17 protein-coding genes are annotated in these 19,236 nt (G+C 68.2%); 4 read left to right on the plus strand and 13 right to left on the minus strand.

Translation table 11 applies throughout. The annotated features are described in order from the left end of the window. Positions 1-5: 5 nt before the first annotated feature. Positions 6-1,265 carry an MFS transporter gene (locus AB0D57_RS12815; protein ID WP_362070908.1) on the minus strand — a complete coding sequence of 420 codons (1,260 nt, stop codon included), beginning with the start codon at positions 1,263-1,265 and terminating at the stop codon, positions 6-8. A 119-nt stretch (positions 1,266-1,384) separates the two neighbouring features. Here AB0D57_RS12815 and AB0D57_RS12820 point away from each other — a divergent pair, with 119 nt between their 5' ends. After that, the gene (locus tag AB0D57_RS12820) at positions 1,385-2,401 is read left to right on the plus strand and encodes a LacI family DNA-binding transcriptional regulator (protein ID WP_362070910.1); all 1,017 of its coding nucleotides are present in this window, start codon (positions 1,385-1,387) and stop codon (positions 2,399-2,401) included. A gap of 94 nt (positions 2,402-2,495) precedes the next feature. On the opposite strand, the gene prcA is transcribed toward AB0D57_RS12820, so the two are convergent. From prcA to arc, 6 genes are all read right to left on the minus strand, one after another. Next, positions 2,496-3,242: a proteasome subunit alpha gene (gene prcA, locus AB0D57_RS12825; RefSeq protein ID WP_362070912.1), complete on the minus strand. Its 747-nt coding sequence runs from the start codon at positions 3,240-3,242 to the stop codon at positions 2,496-2,498. Positions 3,243-3,299: 57 nt separating this feature from the next. Continuing rightward, the gene (prcB, locus tag AB0D57_RS12830; protein ID WP_362070914.1) at positions 3,300-4,145 is read right to left on the minus strand and encodes a proteasome subunit beta; all 846 of its coding nucleotides are present in this window, start codon (positions 4,143-4,145) and stop codon (positions 3,300-3,302) included. After that, positions 4,097-4,354: an endonuclease VII domain-containing protein gene (locus AB0D57_RS12835; protein ID WP_362070916.1), complete on the minus strand. Its 258-nt coding sequence runs from the start codon at positions 4,352-4,354 to the stop codon at positions 4,097-4,099. The genes prcB and AB0D57_RS12835 overlap by 49 nt, the downstream gene beginning before the upstream one ends. 256 nt (positions 4,355-4,610) lie before the next feature. After that, positions 4,611-4,829 carry a ubiquitin-like protein Pup gene (locus AB0D57_RS12840; protein ID WP_016325855.1) on the minus strand — a complete coding sequence of 73 codons (219 nt, stop codon included), beginning with the start codon at positions 4,827-4,829 and terminating at the stop codon, positions 4,611-4,613. Positions 4,830-4,984: 155 nt separating this feature from the next. Further along, positions 4,985-6,496, minus strand: a complete 1,512-nt coding sequence (dop, locus tag AB0D57_RS12845) for a depupylase/deamidase Dop (protein WP_362070919.1) — start codon at positions 6,494-6,496, stop codon at positions 4,985-4,987. A gap of 234 nt (positions 6,497-6,730) precedes the next feature. Continuing rightward, the gene (arc, locus tag AB0D57_RS12850; protein ID WP_362070921.1) at positions 6,731-8,497 is read right to left on the minus strand and encodes a proteasome ATPase; all 1,767 of its coding nucleotides are present in this window, start codon (positions 8,495-8,497) and stop codon (positions 6,731-6,733) included. A gap of 253 nt (positions 8,498-8,750) precedes the next feature. Here arc and AB0D57_RS12855 point away from each other — a divergent pair, with 253 nt between their 5' ends. Next, complete coding sequence (locus tag AB0D57_RS12855; protein WP_362070923.1) at positions 8,751-9,056, plus strand: ferredoxin; 306 nt, start codon at positions 8,751-8,753, stop codon at positions 9,054-9,056. Positions 9,057-9,104: 48 nt separating this feature from the next. Here the strand turns inward: AB0D57_RS12855 and AB0D57_RS12860 are convergent, their stop codons facing one another. The 3 genes from AB0D57_RS12860 to AB0D57_RS12870 form a co-directional block, all read right to left on the minus strand. Continuing rightward, the gene (locus tag AB0D57_RS12860) at positions 9,105-9,680 is read right to left on the minus strand and encodes a hypothetical protein (RefSeq protein WP_362070925.1); all 576 of its coding nucleotides are present in this window, start codon (positions 9,678-9,680) and stop codon (positions 9,105-9,107) included. Between the two features lie 200 nt (positions 9,681-9,880). After that, entirely contained in the window at positions 9,881-10,783 is a 903-nt protein-coding gene (locus AB0D57_RS12865) for a tRNA (adenine-N1)-methyltransferase (protein ID WP_362070927.1), read from the minus strand. Between the two features lie 217 nt (positions 10,784-11,000). After that, complete coding sequence (locus tag AB0D57_RS12870; RefSeq protein ID WP_362070929.1) at positions 11,001-12,569, minus strand: site-2 protease family protein; 1,569 nt, start codon at positions 12,567-12,569, stop codon at positions 11,001-11,003. A 232-nt stretch (positions 12,570-12,801) separates the two neighbouring features. Between AB0D57_RS12870 and AB0D57_RS12875 the strand changes: the two genes are divergently transcribed. Both AB0D57_RS12875 and AB0D57_RS12880 read left to right on the plus strand, forming a co-directional pair. Beyond that, positions 12,802-13,809, plus strand: coding sequence for a PD-(D/E)XK nuclease family protein (locus AB0D57_RS12875; protein WP_362070931.1), 1,008 nt, complete (start codon positions 12,802-12,804; stop codon positions 13,807-13,809). Between the two features lie 71 nt (positions 13,810-13,880). After that, positions 13,881-14,552: a response regulator transcription factor gene (locus AB0D57_RS12880; RefSeq protein WP_362070933.1), complete on the plus strand. Its 672-nt coding sequence runs from the start codon at positions 13,881-13,883 to the stop codon at positions 14,550-14,552. Positions 14,553-14,653: 101 nt separating this feature from the next. On the opposite strand, the gene AB0D57_RS12885 is transcribed toward AB0D57_RS12880, so the two are convergent. From AB0D57_RS12885 to AB0D57_RS12895, 3 genes are all read right to left on the minus strand, one after another. Next, complete coding sequence (locus tag AB0D57_RS12885) at positions 14,654-16,237, minus strand: ABC transporter substrate-binding protein (protein WP_362070935.1); 1,584 nt, start codon at positions 16,235-16,237, stop codon at positions 14,654-14,656. A gap of 103 nt (positions 16,238-16,340) precedes the next feature. Then, entirely contained in the window at positions 16,341-17,945 is a 1,605-nt protein-coding gene (locus tag AB0D57_RS12890) for an ABC transporter substrate-binding protein (protein WP_362070937.1), read from the minus strand. Between the two features lie 467 nt (positions 17,946-18,412). Continuing rightward, a complete protein-coding gene (locus AB0D57_RS12895) occupies positions 18,413-19,114 on the minus strand; it encodes an HAD family phosphatase (RefSeq protein ID WP_362070939.1) in 702 nt (233 codons plus the stop codon). Positions 19,115-19,236: the final 122 nt, after the last annotated feature.

The following is a 19,236-nucleotide window of genomic DNA, read 5'->3' on the forward strand; positions in this document are numbered from 1 at the left end:
GAACATTACGCCCGATCCCCCGAGCTGAAACGGGGTTCGACAGCACGGTTTGGATCATTTTCCGATGAGACCGCAACCACCGCACCCTCCCCGGTAGCTGCGAGGACCCGCCCCGTGGCCAGCAGAACCACCAGCGCTGCGGCCCCCGCGGCACCCGGTACGGCGAACCCCCACACCGCCCCACCCCACTCGACGACCGGGCCCGTCAGGCCCGTTCCCACGGACGCGCCCACGGTGAACGTCGTCACAAGCCAGGAGAACGCCTCGGTGACCGTGCCCCTCGGCGCATGCCGGTCCACAATGATGAAAGCGCAGGCGATGCACGGCGCCAGGAAGACCCCGGCGAGCGCCGACAGCGCCGTCATGGCGACCGCGCCCGGCATCAGCAGAAGCGGGAGATAACACACCGCCAGAAGCGCCACGAGCAGGCGCAGCCGCCGCTCCGGGGCGTCCGTCCACTGCCGCGCCCCGTACGCGGTGCCGCCGACAAGGGCGCCGAGCCCCAGCGCCGCCATCAGCCAGCCGTACACCGCGTCCCCGCCGTGACCGTCGGCGTACGACACTCCGGCGACGGTGATGGACCCGAGCGCGATACCGACAAACAGGAACGCGCCCAACAGGGCCAGCAGCCCCGGGGAGCGCAACGCGCCGAGCCAGTGCGCCTCGCGCGGTGCCGAGCGCCACGCGCGCGAGGGCGGCGAGACGACCACCCAGAGGGCGCCCAGGAGACCGATGACGTTCAGGACCAGCAGCGCGGCCTGGGCCGACCAGAGCGCCACGCACAACGTCACGAGCAACGGCCCCACGGTGAACATCACTTCCTGCGCCACCGCGTCCATCGCGTACGCCGTGTGCACCTGCCCCTCCCCGCGCAGGACAGCGGGCCACAGGGCGCGCAGGCCACCCTCCAGGGGTGGCGTGAAGAGCCCGGCGACGGCCATGGAGGCATACGCCAACGGCAGCGGGTCCGTGCCCGAGCAGGCGAAGACCGCCATGCCGAGGGCGGAGACCAGGGCGGCGGGGAGCTGGACGCGCGGCTGCCCGTAGAGGTCCACGAGACGGCCGAGCAGCGGCTGCCCCACGGCATTGGCCACCCCGTACACGGCGGCGAGCGCACCGGCCAGGCTGTACGTGCCACCCTCCGCGCGAATGAAGAGCACCACGGCGATGGCGGCGGTCGCGTTCGGCAATCGCCCTATGAGGGTGCCGGCGAGCAGCCGAGCGGCGTGCTTCGCCCTGAGGATCTCCAGGTATCCCGCAACCATGCCGCCACCTTCTGCGCCGAGTGCCCGAGACGGCCCAGCCTCAGGTTTTACGTATAACGTCCCGCGTCATACGTACCATGTGCCCAGTCCGCGAGTCCAGACGAAGGAGCAGGCCCACGGTGGCACGAGGTAGCACCCGCCCCACAAGCCGTGACGTCGCCCGGGCCGCCGGGGTCTCCCAGGCCGCCGTCTCCCTCGTCCTGGGCGAGAAGTGGCGCGGCCGGGTCTCCGAGACCACGGCCGAACGCGTCCGCGAAGCCGCCCAGGAGCTCGGCTACCGCCCGAACCTCGCCGCCCGCAACCTGCGCCTGGGCCGCACCCGCACCGTCCTCCTGGTCGTCCCCGCCCTCACCACCGAGTTCTTCGCCGGCGTCTACACCGGCGCGGCCCGCGTCGCCTCCACACATGGCTTCGGCGTCGTCCTCTACCCCTCCCCCGAAGGCATCGGCCCCGCCCGCGACCCCTTCGGCTCCGCACGAGCCGCACTGGACGGCGTCATCGCCTCCTCCATGGCCGCCGACGCCCTCACCGCCATCCGCGGCGACCAACTGCCCCTCGTGATGCTCGACAGCGATCCGGAAGGCAGCCTCGGCGCCGCCACGGTCAACCTCGACATCGCCGACGGCGCCCGACAGGTGGCCGACCACCTGCTGGCCCTGGGACACCGCCGCTTCCTCCACCTGGCCGCGGACATCCCCTCCTGGACGTTCGAGGTACGCGCCCGAGAACTCGCCGCACGCCTCAGCCAGGTCCCCGGCACAGAGCTGCGCACCACCCGCGCCCCGATCACCATCGACGACGCCCTCACCGCCGCGGCAACCGCCCTCGCCGCCCCCGGCCCCCGCCCCACCGCACTCGTCTGCGACGACGACAAACTCGCCGCCGGCGCCTACAAGGCGGCCCGCCGCCTGGGCCTGCGCATCCCCGACGACATCTCGATCACCGGTCTCGACGACCTGGCCCTGGCCCGCGCCATCGACCCCGAGCTCACCACCGTCCGCCTCGACGCCGAACTCTTCGGCGAACGCGGCATGGAAGCCCTCCTGGCCGTCCTGGACGGCCGCACACCCCCCGCAGGCGACATCCCGGTCCAGCTCGTCGTACGAGGCTCCACAGCGGCACCGAGAGAGCCGTGACCACAGCCCCACAGACCCCCGGAAACGCCGCGAGCCCCGGCCGATACAGGCCGGGGCACGCGATGGGCGGGGTGAGGCGAGGTGAAAACGAGGGTCACTCCTCGTCTTCGGCGTCCTCGGCCTCCGTGGCGGTCGACGCACCGTCCGCCTCCAGCAGACGAGCGAGCTGACGGCCGACGATCCGCTTGAACTTACGCTGCTGCGGACGCGTCCGGTCCAGGATGGCGACCTCCAGACGCTCCGCGGGAATCTCCCGCTCGCCGCCGTTCGGCTCACGGGACAGGGACTGCACGGCCAGCTTGAGCGCTTCGGCGAGGCTCATGCCGTCCTCGTGGCGCTGATCCAGATAGGTGCTGATCTGCTCCGCATTACCGCCGACCGCGACCGAACCGTGCTCATCCACGATCGAACCGTCATGCGGAAGCCGATAGATCTGATCGCCCTCGGGGGTCTCCCCCACCTCGGCGACGACCAACTCCACCTCGTACGGCTTCTCGGCCGCGGAGGAAAAAATCGTACCCAGCGTCTGGGCGTACACATTGGCGAGACCACGGGCGGTCACGTCATCACGGTCATAGGTGTAACCACGCAGATCGGCATACCGCACTCCACCGATCCGCAAATTCTCGTACTCGTTGTACTTACCGGCAGCCGCGAAGCCGATCCGGTCATAGATTTCGCTGAACTTGTGCAGCGCGCGGGACGGGTTCTCGCCGACGAACACGATGCCGTCGGCGTACTGCAGCACGACGAGGCTGCGACCGCGAGCGATGCCCTTACGGGCGTACTCCGCCCGGTCCGCCATGGCCTGCTGGGGTGAAACATAGAACGGCGTCGACACCGGTTATCCATCCCTTTCCGTCGAAGTCACTGGGTCACCTTGATAAAAGAGCCGAGCTCAGAGCAGCGCGGCCCGCGGGCCGTCGGGCTGCTCCATGCGCCGCTCCAGGACCGAGCGGGCGATCTCGGAGGACTCGTCGTCGGTGAGACGACGGAATCCCTCATCAGTGATCACGGTGACGATCGGATAGATCCGGCGGGCGACATCGGGACCACCGGTCGCCGAGTCGTCGTCGGCCGCGTCGTACAGGGCCTGGATGACGAGCGTCGTGGCCTGCTCCTCGGTCAGGTCCTTGTCGTAGAGCTTCTTCATGGCGCTGCGCGCGAAGAGCGATCCGGAGCCGGTGGCGGCGTAGCCGTGCTCCTCGGAGCGGCCGCCGGTGACGTCGTAGGAGAAGATGCGGCCCTTCTCGCGGTCCACGTCGTAGCCCGCGAAGAGGGGGACGACGGCGAGGCCCTGCATGGCCATGCCGAGGTTTGAACGGATCATCGTGGAGAGTCGGTTGGCCTTGCCCTCCAGGGAGAGCGTGGTGCCCTCGACCTTCTCGAAGTGCTCCAGCTCCAGCTGGAACAGCTTCACCATCTCGACGGCGAGACCGGCGGTGCCGGCGATACCGACGGCCGAGTACTCGTCCGTCGGGAACACCTTCTCGATGTCCCGCTGCGCGATGACATTGCCCATGGTGGCCCGCCGGTCACCGGCGAGGACCACGCCGCCGGGGAACGTGACGGCGACGATGGTCGTGCCGTGCGGGGCCTCGATCACGCCCTGGACGGGCGGCAGCTGCCGCTTGCCCGGGAGCATCTCCGGCTGATGGTCGGCCAGGAAGTCCATGAAGGACGACGACCCAGGCGTCAGGAAGGCAGCCGGTAGACGCCCGGTGCTACGAGTGTTGGCTTCCACGCGTTTCCTTCCAGGTAGTCGGCAGCTCGGTACGCAGCTTCGGGGTCGTCCCTCAACAGGCCGAGGCCGGAATTGCAGTTGAAGCACAGTACGCCACGGACCCTACCCGTCTCGTGGCAGTGATCCACCTGGACTGCCGGGGCTTTCCAGCAGATCGCACAGAGCCCCTCTTGAGAGGCGATCATCTCGTCACGTTCGGCTTCGGTCATGCCGTACTTGCGCCACAGGCGCCGCCGACGCTGTGCGGCTTCACTTCACCGCATCCCGGACAGCGTTTGTGCCCTTCGGGCACATTCACCTTGGGGCGGAGCCCCCGCGTTGCAACACATCGAGGTTCGTCCGCTTACGGAAGAAGGCTGCGTGCGGCTTGCTCTCGCCGCACCGCACACAGCGCTTCAGCTGCCCCGGCTCGATCACTCACCCACCCCACACCTTCACTTCGAAGGTAAAAGTGGACCTCGACCTTTACTGTCCACCCTTTTGAACGAATGAGCGAACGAAATCCTCTGCATTCTCCTCGAGGACATCGTCGATCTCGTCCAGCACGGAGTCCACGTCGTCGCTCAGCTTCTCCTGGCGCTCCTTGAGGTCTTCCGAAGCCTGTGCGTCTTGCGCCTGCTCCTCGACCTCCTCGGTGGAGCGCGTCGCCTTCTGCTGTCCGCCGCCGGTGTCCTTGGTCGCCATACCCTCACCCCGCTCGGTTCGACGTTCTTGATCAGACCCTACAAGCAGGGTCCGACATCGGCCCCGCTGTTGCTACAACGTCCGGGAGCCACCTCGATGATTCCCGGACGTCGCGTCTTTCCACCCCGATCGACCCTGTGGGCTCGCGGGGCCGTTCAGTTGCCCGACAGGACCCTGACCAGGTCTTCTGCGGTGCGGCAGCGGTCGAGGAGCTCCTTGACGTGATTACGCGTTCCGCGAAGCGGCTCGAGGGTTGGGACGCGCTGGAGCGAGTCCCGGCCCGGCAGATCGAAGATCACCGAGTCCCAGGAGGCCGCCGCGACGTCGTCCGCGTACTGTTCGAGACAGCGGCCACGGAAGTACGCACGCGTGTCCTCCGGCGGCTTCGTGCGGGCTCGCTCGACGTCCTGCTCGTCCAGGAGCCGCTTCATCTTGCCGCGCGCCGCGAGACGGTTGTAGAGGCCCTTCTCGGCACGCACGTCGGCGTACTGGAGGTCGACCAGGTGCAGCCGGGCGGCGTCCCAGTCGAGGCTGTCGCGGCGGCGGTAGCCCTCCATGAGCTCCCGCTTGGCGACCCAGTCGAGCTCGCCCGAGAGGCTCATCGGGTCGTTCTCGAGGCGGTTGAGGGTGTCCTCCCAGCGGAGCAGGACGTCCTTGGTCTGGTCGTCCGCGTCGGCCCCGAAGCGCTCCTCCACATATTTGCGCGACAGCTCGAAGTACTCCATCTGAAGCTGGACCGCGGTGAGCGTGCGACCACTACGGAGCGTGACAAGTCGCTTCAAGGTGGGGTCGTGCGAGACCTGATGGAGGGTGCGCACGGGCTGGTCGACGGCGAGATCCACGGCAATGAAGCCGTCCTCGATCATGGACAGGACCAGAGCCGTGGTGCCCAGCTTCAGGTAGGTCGAGATCTCCGACAGGTTCGCGTCGCCGATGATCACGTGCAGGCGGCGGTACTTCTCGGCGTCCGCGTGCGGCTCGTCACGCGTGTTGATGATGGGGCGCTTCAGGGTGGTCTCGAGACCCACCTCGACCTCGAAGTAGTCGGCGCGCTGGCTGAGCTGGAAGCCGTGTTCGTGGCCGTCCTGGCCGATACCGACGCGGCCCGCTCCGGTGACGACCTGACGGGACACGAAGAACGGCGTGAGGTGGCGCACGATGTCCGAGAAGGGGGTCTCCCGCTTCATCAGGTAGTTCTCGTGCGTGCCGTAGGAGGCGCCCTTGTTGTCGGTGTTGTTCTTGTAGAGGTGGATCGGCTGGGCGCCGGGGAGCTGCGCCGCGCGTTCCGCGGCCTCCGCCATGATGCGCTCGCCGGCCTTGTCCCACAGGACGGCGTCCAGCGGGTTGGTGACTTCGGGGGCGCTGTACTCGGGGTGTGCGTGGTCCACGTACAGCCGTGCGCCGTTGGTGAGGATGACATTGGCGAGGCCGATGTCCTCGTCGGTGAGCTGGCTGGAGTCGGCGGCCTCGCGTGCGAGGTCGAAACCTCGCGCGTCCCGCAGCGGGTTCTCCTCCTCGAAGTCCCAGCGGGCGCGGCGCGCCCGGTGCATCGCCGCCGCGTAGGCGTTGACGATCTGGGACGAGGTGAGCATGGCATTGGCGTTGGGGTGGCCGGGGACGGAGATCCCGTACTCCGTCTCGATGCCCATTACTCGCCGTACGGTCATGCGGCCCTCCTTGCCCGGCGGCGCCCTCGGTCGGGGACGCTGCTCAAGTACCGCTGGTGCTCCGGTGCGTGTGCGGTGCCCGTCCCCGCAACGCGCGACTCGGCGGTACGAAAGAGCCTAGAACGCCTTTGCGCTGGTGGGGAGATCATTTGCGTCATTGCTCTGCTCCAGCTGTGACGCGGAAAACAGTCGGCTGCGGGCACCCGTGGTGGGCACCCGCAGCCGCCCCGTCTTTTACAGGTACTGACCGGTGTTCGCCACCGTGTCGATGGAGCGTCCGGTGTCCGCGCCCTGCTTTCCGGTGACGAGCGTACGGATGTAAACGATCCGTTCGCCCTTCTTTCCGGAGATCCGGGCCCAGTCGTCCGGGTTGGTGGTGTTGGGCAGGTCCTCGTTCTCCTTGAACTCATCCACGCATGCCTGGAGGAGGTGGGAGACCCTTAGGCCCTTCTGGTTCTGTTCGAGGAAGGCCTTGATGGCTGCCTTCTTGGCGCGGCCCACGATGTTTTCGATCATGGCGCCGGAGTTGAAGTCCTTGAAGTAGAGGACTTCCTTGTCGCCGTTGGCATAGGTGACCTCGAGGAAGCGGTTTTCCTCGGACTCGGCGTACATCTGTTCCACGGCGGTCTGGATCATGCCGTGGACGGTGGCCGCGCGGTCCCCGCCGTGTTCTCCGAGGTCGTCGGAGTGGAGCGGGAGGCGTTGGGTGAGGTACTTGGCGAAGATGTCCTTGGCGGCCTCGGCGTCCGGGCGCTCGATCTTGATCTTCACATCGAGGCGTCCGGGACGCAGGATCGCGGGGTCGATCATGTCCTCGCGGTTGGAGGCGCCGATCACGACCACGTTCTCCAGGCCTTCCACGCCGTCGATCTCGGCGAGCAGCTGGGGGACGATGGTGTTCTCCACGTCCGAGCTGACGCCTGATCCACGGGTGCGGAAGAGGGATTCCATCTCGTCGAAGAAGACGATGACGGGGGTGCCCTCGCTGGCCTTCTCACGAGCACGCTGGAAGACGAGGCGGATCTGCCGCTCGGTCTCGCCGACGTACTTGTTGAGGAGCTCGGGGCCCTTGATGTTGAGGAAGAAGCTCTTGCCGGTGGCTTGGCCGGTGACTTCGGCGACCTTCTTGGCCAGCGAGTTGGCGACGGCCTTGGCGATGAGCGTCTTTCCGCATCCGGGGGGCCCGTACAGCAGGACACCCTTGGGCGGCCGCAGTTCGTGCTCCTTGAAGAGGTCGGGGTAGAGGTAGGGGAGCTCGACCGCGTCGCGGATCAGTTCGATCTGGTTTCCCAGGCCGCCGATCTGCTCGTAGCCGATGTCCGGGACCTCTTCGAGGACGAGCTCCTCGACCTCGCTCTTCGGGACAACTTCGTAGACATAGCCGGAACGGGGTTCGAGAAGCAGGGCGTCGCCGGGGCGGATGATGACGTCCAGCAGCGGCTCGGCGAGCCGTACCACCCGTTCCTCGTCGGTGTGCCCCTGCACGAGGGCGCGTTCGCCGTCCTCGAGGATTTCCTTGAGGGTGACGATGTCGCCGACGCTCTCGTACTCCATGGCTTCGACCACGTTGAGGGCTTCGTTGAGCATCACTTCCTGGCCGCGCCTGAGCTCTTCGAGCTCGACGCTGGGGCTGACGTTCACCCGGAGCTTGCGGCCCCCGGTGAAGATGTCGGCCGTGCCGTCCTCGTTCGCCACGAGGAAGACACCGAAGCCTGCCGGCGGCTGTGCGAGCCGGTCGACTTCTTCCTTGAGGGCCACGATCTGGTCGCGGGCCTCACGGAGCGTGTTGGCGAGCCGCTCGTTCTGTGCGGACACGCCTGCCAGGTTGGTCTGCAGCTCGACGATCCGCTCTTCGAGAATCCTCGTGTGCCGCGGAGAGTCGGCGAGCTTGCGTCGCAGGACGGCGATCTCCTGCTCAAGGTAGGCAACCTGCCCGGCAGGGTCATCGGACCCTCGTCCCGGGCGGATGCCGCGGTTCATGTCGTCGTCGTGGGCTGCCACGGTCCTCACCTCCTCCAAGGGGAGCTGGACGCTTCCAGACCCTACCTGGGTGGGTGTCGATTGAAACCCCTAGATCACAAAGACTGTAGGGGTGTGTCCGATCTTCACCCTTGCGCTCTCCCTCACGCCAGGGGAATACCCACCGAACATGATTGGGAAGCGGGCGGAGGTAGGGTCGAAGTGTTCAACACCCGTCAGAGCTGGCCCGATTCCCCAGTCCTCGGATCGCTCGACGCAGGAAATGGCAGGAGAAATGACCGTGCAGCAGGAGGCCGGAACCGACGGCGAGGCGCTCGAGGTCTGGATTGACCAGGATCTCTGTACCGGTGACGGGATCTGCGCCCAGTACGCGCCGGAAGTCTTCGAGCTGGACATCGACGGTCTGGCCTACGTGAAGAGCCCCGATGACGAGTTGCTTCAGGCCCCGGGTGCGACAACGCCCGTACCGCTGACGCTTCTGCGCGATGTCGCCGACTCCGCGAAGGAGTGCCCGGGTGACTGCATCCATGTACGTCGGGTTTCGGACAGCGTCGAGGTCTACGGCCCCGACGCGGAGTGACCTTTCGGGCACTCCGCGTGATGACTTGTCTCTTTTCTCACATGCTTCTCATACGCTCTGGGCGCCGGACGGTGTCGAGCGGATGAACGCGTCGTTCTTCCACTGCCACTTGGCGTGGTCCTTCACGTCCGGACAGCAACTCGGTACGTCGGACGAGGAGTAGCCGAGCAGGGTCGCCGTGACGGCGCCGTCACGTACCGTGAAGTCCGTGACGGTGAGGCGGTCCTTGGGGTCGACGAGGGTGGCCACGACGCGCGGTTTCTTCGCGCCGGAGGCCTGGGTGAGGACGTAGACGCCGTTGGGTGGGGTGCCCGAACCGGCGTCGCAGCGGACCACGGCCACCGTCTCCGGGTTGCCGTCGCCGTCGAGGTCTCCGGAGGCCTTCTTCTGGACGATGGCCTCGGTCGGCCCGCATTCGATCGGGAACGTGACGCCGGTGGGGTCCGGGGGCGTTGTCGTGGCTGGGGCGGGCTTCGCCTCGGGGCCTGACTGGGCGGCGGTCGCCGATCCGGGTTGCAGGACCGAGGAGAGGGCGACGACCGCGGCCAGGGCGGTGGCCGTGGCGAGCCAGTGGATGGGGCGGGTGTGCGTGTGTGCCAGTTCCGGGACGACGGATTGCTGCACTAGGAGCGTCTCCTGGGAGGGCTGTGGCGGTGGGGTGGCCAGCATGGTGCCACACGTCACAGCGGGGCGGAACGGCGGGGTCCGGACTTCTGGTGGTGTGTCAACGGAAAAGCGCTGTGGCCGAGTTCCGGGAGGGTTCCGGGAACTCGGCCACAGCGGTGGTGCGTTGGGTACCTCGACGGCGGGTGCCGCGGGTCAGGTCAGCGGCCTGTGCCGCCGTCGGCGTTCGGGCCCGCGTAGTCCTCGCCGTAGGCGCCCTTGGCGGGGCGGCGGCGGCGCATGGGCGGCTCGACGCCGTCCGCGAGGCGGCGGGCGGTGAGGAGGAAGCCGGTGTGGCCGATCATCCGGTGGTCGGGGCGGACCGCCAGACCCTCGATGTGCCAGTTGCGGATCATCGACTCCCAGGCGCTCGGCTCGTTGAAGCAGCCGATCTCTCGGATGGACTCGACGGTCCGGGCGAGCTGGGTGGTGGTCGCCACGTAGCAGCAGACGATGCCGCCGGGGACGAGTGCCTTGGAGACGGCTTCCAGGCATTCCCAGGGGGCGAGCATGTCGAGGATGACGCGGTCGACGTCGGTGTCGCTCAGGTTGTCCTGGAGGTCGCCGACGGTGAGCTGCCAGGCGGGGTGCGGTCCGCCGAAGTAGCGCTCCACGTTCTGCTGGGCGATCTCGGCGAAGTCCTCGCGGCGCTCGTAGGAGTGCAGCATGCCCTGGTCGCCGATGGCGCGGAGCAGGAAGCTGCTGAGCGAGCCGGAGCCGACGCCCGCTTCGACGACGCGTGCGCCGGGGAAGATGTCGGCGAAGGCCAGGATCTGCCCCGCGTCCTTGGGGTAGACCACGGCGGCGCCGCGGGGCATGGACAGGACGTAGTCGGGGAGCAGGGGGCGCAGCGCGAGATAGGCGACGTTCCCCGTGGTGCGGACGACGCTGCCCTCGGGAGCACCGATCAGCTCGTCGTGGGGGAAGGAACCCTTGTGGGTGTGGAAATTCTTCCCGGCCTCGAGCGTGAACGTGTAGTGGCGGCCCTTGGGGTCGGTCAGCTGAACCTGGTCCCCGACCTTGAAGGGCCCGCGCCTGCGGGCGGCACCGGTCGGTTCGGACATGTGACCAGCCTACCGGTCCTGGAAGCGGGCGCGGACCATGCGTACGGTGCCTTGGCGAGTGAGCCGAAGGGGCGCGCCGGTGTCGAGAGCGCATGGGGGTCCCCCCTGCTCGAGCGAAGCCGAGAGCTTGGGGGAGCGCGGAGGCCCGACGAAGGAGGGCTGAGCACGGTCGTGCTCTCGACACCGGCTGTAGCGCCCCGGAGGCGAACCGAGCCCTTTAAGAGGGGTGCCTGGCCATTGCTTTCACGAACGCTCGCTCCACGTCTGCCGCCGACAGGACTCCGTAGATCTCGCCGGAGTCCTCCACCACCAGGTATTCGGTGGCGGGGGCGGCGCGGAGGGCGTCGAGGAGGTCTTCGCCGGCAAGTTCTGCGGAGACGCGCATGCCGTCGGTGAGGTCCTGGGCGAGGCCGCTGACCGCGACCCAGGGGCGGCGGTGCTCCGGTACGCCGACGATGGCGGCCTCGCGGACGAGGGAGAGGGGTTCGCCGTGGGCGTCGACGACGACGAGGGCGCGGGCGCCGGCGTCGTTGGCGCGGCGCAGGGCCTCGGAGAGCGGGGTGTTGGTCTCGACGGGGACCGCGCGCCGGGTGAGTGCGCGGGCCCGCAGTTCGGGCAGGTGTTCGCGCAGTCGGGCCATGCGGAGGCTGTTGCCGGCACCGGTCCAGATGATCGCGGCGAGGATCGCGGCGAGCAGGGCGTCGGTGACGGTGTCCATGCCGCCCATGGTGTCCTGGGTTTCGCCGAGTGCTCCGGACTGGGTGAGCAGGGGCAGTCCGATCAGTACGGAGACGGCGAGGGCGCGGCCGACCCAGGCGGCGGCGATGGTGCCGCTCATCGGTTTGCCGGTGATCTTCCAGACGACGGCGCGGAGCATGCGGCCGCCGTCGAGGGGCAGGCCGGGAAGCAGGTTGAAGGCGGCCACGATCAGGTTGGAGATCATCAGGCCGGCCAGGAGGACGCCGGGGACCGTGCCGGGCTCGACGGCCTGCATGGCGAGGTAGAAGACGCCGGAGAGGACGAGGGAGAGCAAGGGGCCGACGAAGGCCAGGACGAACTCCCGGCCGGGGGTGTCCGACTCCTTCTCGATCTCCGAGACCCCGCCGAAGAACTGCAGCTGGATCCGGCGTACCGGCAGTTTGAAGCGCAGGGCGGCGACCGTGTGGGCCAGTTCGTGGACCAGGACGGAGGCGTAGAAGGCGACCGCGAAGAAGAGGGAGACGAGGTAGCGCAGGGCGCCGAGTTCGGGCAGTACGCGGTCGATCTGGCCGCCGAACACCCAGGTGATCAGGGCTGCCACGAGGAACCAGCTGGGGGCCACGTAGACGGGCACGCCGAACGGTCGCCCCATCAGCAGGCCGCCGCCGGGTTCCCGGCCGCGCCGCGGGGGCTGCCCCTTGCCGGGGCGGGTGCCGGACTGGGCGAGGGTGCGGGGGTACGGGGCGGGGTCGACGGGGGTCGGCCGGTCCGCCGGGGGAGGCGTCGGTACGGGTTCGGGGGTGCTGTCGGTCGAGGGGCCGGGGTGTTTCCGGGCCTCGTCCGGGGAACCGCCGTGTGTCTCGGCCTCGCCCGTGGTGTCTGTGGGCGCGCTGGTCGCGTCGGAGGCGGGGGCGGAGTCGGGTTCGCCCGGTTCGGTGGGCGTCGGCCCGGCGGGGTGCTCGTCCCGCTCGGGTCCGGGGCGCTTGGTGTCCGCGGCCGAGGTCGGGGGGACCTGTGGCTCCCCGTGGCGCTCGGTCGCTTCGTCGGTGCCGGACCGCGGCTGCCCGCTCCCGCCGCTCTCGTCCACGATGTCCCCTCGTTCGAAGCGTCCCCGCTCCCGACCATGCGGAGCAGGAGGGTCTGTGGTCGATGGTATGCGGCCGTCGCGGCGCGTTCCGCCCCGGCACCCCCTCTGTTTTCCGCGCCGTCGCCCGAGCCGCCGGGTCGCGACCGGTTTCGCTCTTTCCCGGCGGTGGGGGCGGGGGATATCCCCCGGAATGGCGCAGTACTGTCAGTGGCACGCCGTAGGGTTTGTCGTCATGGAAACCAGCACTGAGGGCGTCTCGGAGACCGGCACCGACAGCGCCGTCGTACGGTCCGATTCGGCCGGGTCGACCGAGCTGTCCGATTCGGCCGGCGCGACCGAGCGGGCCGGGGCGGCCGAGACCGTCGGGGCCGTCGCGGCGGTGCCGCCGGCGTCGCTGTCGCCCTCGCGCGCCTCCGACTTCATGCAGTGCCCGCTGCTCTACCGGTTCCGGGTGATCGACAAGCTCCCGGAGAAGCCGAGCGAGGCGGCGACCCGGGGCACGCTGGTGCACGCGGTGCTGGAGCGGCTCTTCGACACCCCGGCGACGGAGCGGACGGCTCCGCGCGCCAAGTCCCTGATCCCCGGCCAGTGGGATCGGCTGCGCGAGTCCAGGCCGGAGGTCGTGGAGCTGTTCGCCGACGACCCCGAGGGTGAGCGGCTGGCGCGCTGGCTGGGCGAGGCCGAGCGGCTGGTCGAGCGCTGGTTCACGCTGGAGGATCCGACCCGGCTGGAGCCGGCGGAGCGCGAGCTGTTCGTCGAGGCGCGGCTCGATTCCGGGCTGAAGCTGCGCGGGATCATCGACCGCGTCGATGTGGCGCCGACGGGCGAGGTCCGGATCGTCGACTACAAGACGGGAAAGGCGCCGCGGCCGGAGTACGCCGAAGGTGCCTTGTTCCAGATGAAGTTCTACGCCCTGGTGGTGTGGCGGCTGAAGCAGGTGGTCCCGCGTCGGCTCCAGCTCGTCTATCTCGGCAGCGGCGACGTGCTGACGTACGACCCGGTGGTCGCGGATCTGGAGCGGGTCGAGCGCAAGCTGCTCGCGCTGTGGGAGGCGATCGGGCAGGCCACCGAGACGGGTGACTGGCGACCGAGGCCCACCAAGCTGTGCGGCTGGTGCGACCACCAGGCGGTATGTCCGGAATTCGGCGGCACTCCCCCGCCCTATCCGCTGCCGGTGCGCAAGGCGAGCCCCTCTTCGGCCGGGGGTCCGGGGGGCGCCCCCGCTACGGCACAGCCGTAGCGGGTCAGGGTGCCCGAGTCGGGCCGGACCGCGCAGGGCAGAATGGGGCCGGACTAGCGAAGGAGACTTACGTGGCCATCCGCGTCCTACTGGTCGACGACCAGCCGCTGCTGCGTACCGGCTTCCGGATGATCCTGGAAGCGGAGCAGGACCTTGCGGTCGTCGGCGAGGCCGGTGACGGTCTCCAGGCACTCGATCAGGTACGTGCCCTGCAACCCGATGTCGTTCTGATGGACATCCGTATGCCCCGGATGGACGGGGTGGAAGCGACCCGGCAGATCACCGGGCCCGGGCGGGACGGCCCGGCGAAGGTGCTCGTGCTGACGACCTTCGACCTCGACGAGTACGTGGTGGAGGCGTTGCGCGCGGGTGCCAGCGGCTTCCTGCTCAAGGACGCGCCGGCCAATGAGCTGGTACAGGCGATCCGCGTGGTCGCGGCGGGTGAGGCGATGCTCGCGCCGAGTATCACGCGTCGGCTTCTGGACAAGTACGCGGGGCACCTGCCGTCCGGTGACGAGCCTTTGCCCAACACGCTGCACACCCTCACGGAGCGCGAGGTCGAGGTGCTGAAGCTGGTGGCGCGGGGCCTGTCGAACGCGGAGATCGCCGCCGATCTCTTCGTCAGCGAGACCACGGTCAAGACGCATGTGGGGCACGTCCTCACCAAGCTGGGGCTGCGCGACCGGGTGCAGGCCGCGGTGTACGCGTACGAGAGCGGACTGGTGCGCCCCGGGGCGCAGTGAGGCCCGCAGGACCACGACGTGACACCCACAGCACGAAGCACGATGAACGCCGAGGGCGCCCCTTCCAGGAAGGGGCGCCCTCGGCGTTCATCGTGCCGGAATCAGTCCTTGCTGATCTCCCAGAACCGGAACACCGTCGAGGCGTCGAGGCAGTACTCGAGGCCGTAGACGTTGTCCCGCACGATCGCGTACTGCTTGGCCTGCCAGATCGGGAGGACCGGGACCTGCTCGGCCACGATGTCCTGGAGCTTGCCGTATTCGGATTCGGTCGAGGCGCGGTCGGCCCGGGCGGCCGTCTCCGGGACGATCTGACCGGTGATCGTGCTGTTGGTGAAGTTGTTGCCCAGCACGTTGCCCTCGCCGAAGAAGGGGGCCGTGAAGTTGTCGGGGTCCGGATAGTCGGGCACCCAGCCCTTCACGTAGACGCCGTACTTGCCCTCGGCGATGTCCTTCTCGTACTGGTCGAAGGCGACGGACTTGACGGTCGCGTCGAACAGCCCGCTCGCATTGAGCTGCTGGGCGATCGCCTTGAACTCCTGGTCGGTGGCGGGTCCGTAGCGCGACGGCGTCGACCAGAGCGTGAGCTTCACCTTGTCGGCGATGCCCTCGGCCTGGAGCGCGGCCGCGGCCTTCGCCTTCGAGGGGCGGGCGCCGTAGGCGTCGAAGAAGGCCGTGTTGTGGCCCGTGATACCGGCCGGGATGATCGAGTAGAGGGGTGTCGCCGTGTCCTGGTAGACCTTGTTGACCAGGGCCTCGCGGTCGAGCAGATAGGCGATGGCCTTGCGTACCCCGAGCCGGCCGGTGACCGGGTCGTCCATGTTGAAGACCAGGTGCTGGACCTCCGCGCCGGTGCCCTCGACGATGTCGACGCCCTTGCCGGTGGAGGTGTCGTTGTCGATGTCCGCGATGTCGTCGGCGGCGAGACCTCGGTAGGCGACGTCGACCTCGCTGTTCAGCAGCGCCTTCTTCAGGGCGGACTGGTTGCCGTGGAAGAACTCCAGCGTGACGCCGGAGTTCTTCACGGTGGCGGTGCCCTTGTAGCTCGTATTGACGGAGAAGACGGCCCTGTCGTCGGTGAAGGAGTCCAGCTTGTACGGGCCCGAGCCGACGGCCTGGTTGTCCTTGCGCAGTCCGTTCGAGGAGTACTGCTCGTGGTCCACGATCGAGCCGGCGCCGGAGGCGATCTTGCTCGGGAAGGTGGCGTCGGCGTACTTGAGGTTGAAGACGACCGTCTCGGCGTCCGGGGTCTCCACCGTGTCGATCATGGGGAACATGACGGCCGGGCCTGCGGCGTCGTCGATGTTCAGCATGCGGTCGAAGGAGTACTTCACATCCTTCGAGGTGAGCGCGTCACCGTTGCTGAACTTCAGGCCGTCCTTGAGCGTGCACTTGTAGACCTTGGTCTCGGTGTCCGAGAACGCGCACTCCTCGGCAGCCTCCGGCTCCGGCTCCGTACCGCCGTTGGGGAAGCTCAGCAGCGACTGGAAGACGTTGTTGAACAGCAGCCAGGACCCCGGGTCGTAGCCGGACGCCGGGTCGGTGGCCAGCACGTCGTCGGACATCCCGATCACCACGGAGGAGCCGGCGCTCCCGGAGCCACCCGTTTCCGAGCCGCATCCGGTGAGCAAACCGGCGGCCAGCCCCGTCACGACGGAAACAGCCGGCCACTGGTTGCGCATGTTCATGAGCAAGTGCCTTGTCATTGGTTCTCAGTGGCGCCCGATCTCTCGGGCGCCGCGAATCTCACGGGCGCCGGGTCCTCGTGGCCCGGCGCCAAGAGAGGGCCGCTCAGCTCACGCCGCGGCCGAGCTCCCACAACTGGAGGGTCGAGGAGGAGTTGAGCGCCCACTCGGCACCGGTGATGTCGTCCCGGGTGGCGATGTACTGCTTGCCCTGCCACAGCGGCAGCAACGGCACGTCGCTGGCGACGATGTCCTGGATGTCGGTGAGGCTCTTCGACGCGGTGAGGCGGTCGGCCTCACGACGGGACTCCGGGAGCAGGGTGCCACGGATCGTGGCGTTCACGTACGGGGAGCCGAGGGTGTTGTCCTTGTCGAGGAACGGCGCCACGTAGTTGTCGGCGTCCGGGAAGTCGGGGAACCAGCCCATGCCGTAGACCTCGTACTCACCCTTCTGCTCGGCGGGGCGGAAGACATCCCAGGGCTGGCCCTTGACGTCGACGTCGAACAGGCCGCTGGCGTTGAGCTGCTTCTTCAGCAGCTCGAACTCGTCCTTGGTGGCCGAGCCGTAGTGGTCGGTCGTGTAGTGCAGCGTGAGCTTCACCGGCGTGGTGATGTTGGCCGCGCTCAGCGTCGTCGTGGCCTTGGCGACGCTCGGGTCGCCGTACTCGTTGAAGAACGAGTTGGAGTGACCGGTGATGGTCGCCGGGACGACCGAGTAGAGGGGCTCGGCCGCGGAGCCGTACACCTCGGAGACGAGCTCACCACGGTTGATGATCTGAGCCATGGCCTGACGGACGGCCTTGTTCTTCACCGACGGGTCGTCGGTGTTGAATCCCAGGAAGCGGATCTCCAGGCCGGGCATCTCGACCAGGTCGATGTTGCTGTCCGCGGAGGCGCCGCCGAGCTCCTTGATCTGCGCCGGCGTCATCGCACGGGTCATCAGGTCGATGTCGTCGTCCTTCAGGGCCTTGCCCATGGCGTCGGCGCTCTCGAAGGAACGCATCTCGACCTTGGAGTTCTTCACCTCCAGAGTGCCCTTGTAGTTGGGGTTCTTGGTGAAGACCAACTTGACGGCCTCGTCGTCCTTGACCTCGGTCTCCACGGTGTACGGGCCGGAGCCGTCGATCTGGAAACCGTCGCGCAGCTTGCCCTTCTCGTAATCCTTGGGGTTCACGATGGCGGCGACCGGGGTCGACAGCTTGAACGGGAAGGTGGCGTCCGCGGTCTTGAGGTGGAAGATCACCTCGCTGTCGCCCTGCGTCTCGACGGTGTCGACGGTGGACAGCAGCGCGAACACCCCGCTGTCGGCCTTGAGCGACATCGCTCGGTCGATCGAGAACTTCACGTCCTTTGCGGTGATCGGGTCACCGTTCGCGAACTTCAGCCCGTCGCGCAGCTGGCAGGCGTAGCGCTCGTTGCCGGAGTCGGTGAAACCGCAGCTCTCGGCCGCCTCGGGCTCGGGCTCGCCGTCGCCGCGGGGCTGGACCAACAGCGTCTGCACGGTCTGGCGCAGGATGTTCCAGGTGCCGACGTCGTAGGCGTACGCCGGGTCGAGCGGAGCCGGGGCTTCCTTCGACGCGGTGAACCGGTCCGTGGTGCCGACGACGATCGCATCGCCACTGTTGCCCCCGCTGTCGGATCCGCCACACGCGGCGAGCACCGGGGCGAGCAGGCCGACCACGGCCGGCAGCACCAAAGTCTTACGGTTCATGCTCGAGTTTCTCCAGAGCTGTCGTGTCCGTGTGCGCGCCATGCAAGGGTGGTGCAAGCGAGTCACGGGATTATGGCGAGGGTCTCGTGACGAGATTAGTCCGCGCCACCAGGACGGCCCGCAGAGACCGGAGTTGAGTTCCCATCACGCTGCGAAACCGGACGCGGACGCACCGATAACCCGACAGCGGAAGGATTCGTGCAGCATTCCATCAATCGGGACACAAGGGCACGTCAACCACCCCCGAAAGGGGGGTGGCGGCACAATTCGAGCCCGATGTCGACCCTCCCTGGAGTGTTGAACGTCACACTCTCAACTCGGTGGGCGAGTACCGGAATTCAGCCAGTCGGCAGGGATCGAATTCCGGGGCGGCCTTGTCGGGGTTACCCGGGGTTGCCTTCTCTTGGTTACCCGGCTCGCCCTCTCGCCGATATCCGCGCATTCGGTTATGCACGCTGGGTGAACGCCTAGCGCATTTCCGTCATCAGGCCGCGCAGAAAAGGCAGGTCGACGTCTTCGAGCGAGGTCACGACCGTGCGCCGGGCCGCGGGGGCGATCGGCGCGACCGAGGGCACGGCCACCACGCGGCAGCCCGCGGCCTCGGCGGCGGTGACACCTGTGGTGGTGTCCTCGATGACGGCGCACCTGGCCGGATCCGCGCCCAGTCCGGCGGCCGCGAGCAGATACGGGTCGGGGAACGGCTTCGTGCGCTCCACCTCGTCGCCCGCGACGGTCAGCGCGAAGTACTGGGGTCCGAGCGAGGCCAGGATGCGGTCGATGATGCGTCGGTGCGAGGCGGAGACCAGGGCGGTGGGGATCTCGTGCGCCGCGAGCTCGGCGAGGAGTCTGGCCGCCCCCGGCATCAGCGGCAGCGCGTGCCCGATACGGTCCTCGAAGCCGTCGTTGAGCAGCACTGTGAGCTCTGCCAGGGTGATGTCGGCCCCGGTGACCTCGATCAGGAAGCCGGCGCTGCGGGTCATGGGGCCGCCGACCACCACATGGCGCCAGGAGTCGTCAAGGGTGTGCCCGAGTGTCTTGAAGACCTCGACCTCGACATCCCACCAGAAGCCCTCGGTGTCCACCAGGGTGCCGTCCATGTCGAGGAGCACGGCCTGCAGAGCAGAGCCTTCGGCCGTACGGGTATTGAGCGCGGGGACCGTACTGGTCATCCGGGCACACCTCCTTGAGGGACGATCAGGCCGGTTACCCCTCTGGGAACAGAGGAACAACCGGCCTGCGGTGGACCAACCAGTGTACGTCTCCCGTTGCGAAAGTGCCTGTCGATACATCC

Origin of the sequence: Streptomyces sp. NPDC048275 (genome assembly GCF_040652275.1) — a bacterium.
Lineage (GTDB): Bacteria > Actinomycetota > Actinomycetes > Streptomycetales > Streptomycetaceae > Streptomyces.

What these genes read in the sequence shown, in the direction of transcription:
- AB0D57_RS12815 (WP_362070908.1), bottom strand. Translation starts at nt 1,265, where the DNA reads ATGGTTGCGGGATACCTGGAGATCCTCAGGGCGAAGCACGCCGCTCGG.
- AB0D57_RS12835 (WP_362070916.1), bottom strand. Translation starts at nt 4,354, where the DNA reads ATGACCGAAGCCGAACGTGACGAGATGATCGCCTCTCAAGAGGGGCTC.
- AB0D57_RS12840 (WP_016325855.1), bottom strand. Translation starts at nt 4,829, where the DNA reads ATGGCGACCAAGGACACCGGCGGCGGACAGCAGAAGGCGACGCGCTCC.
- dop (WP_362070919.1), bottom strand. Translation starts at nt 6,496, where the DNA reads ATGACCGTACGGCGAGTAATGGGCATCGAGACGGAGTACGGGATCTCC.
- AB0D57_RS12855 (WP_362070923.1), top strand. Translation starts at nt 8,751, where the DNA reads ATGACCGTGCAGCAGGAGGCCGGAACCGACGGCGAGGCGCTCGAGGTC.
- AB0D57_RS12865 (WP_362070927.1), bottom strand. Translation starts at nt 10,783, where the DNA reads ATGTCCGAACCGACCGGTGCCGCCCGCAGGCGCGGGCCCTTCAAGGTC.
- AB0D57_RS12875 (WP_362070931.1), top strand. Translation starts at nt 12,802, where the DNA reads ATGGAAACCAGCACTGAGGGCGTCTCGGAGACCGGCACCGACAGCGCC.
- AB0D57_RS12885 (WP_362070935.1), bottom strand. Translation starts at nt 16,237, where the DNA reads ATGAACATGCGCAACCAGTGGCCGGCTGTTTCCGTCGTGACGGGGCTG.
- AB0D57_RS12890 (WP_362070937.1), bottom strand. Translation starts at nt 17,945, where the DNA reads ATGAACCGTAAGACTTTGGTGCTGCCGGCCGTGGTCGGCCTGCTCGCC.
- AB0D57_RS12895 (WP_362070939.1), bottom strand. Translation starts at nt 19,114, where the DNA reads ATGACCAGTACGGTCCCCGCGCTCAATACCCGTACGGCCGAAGGCTCT.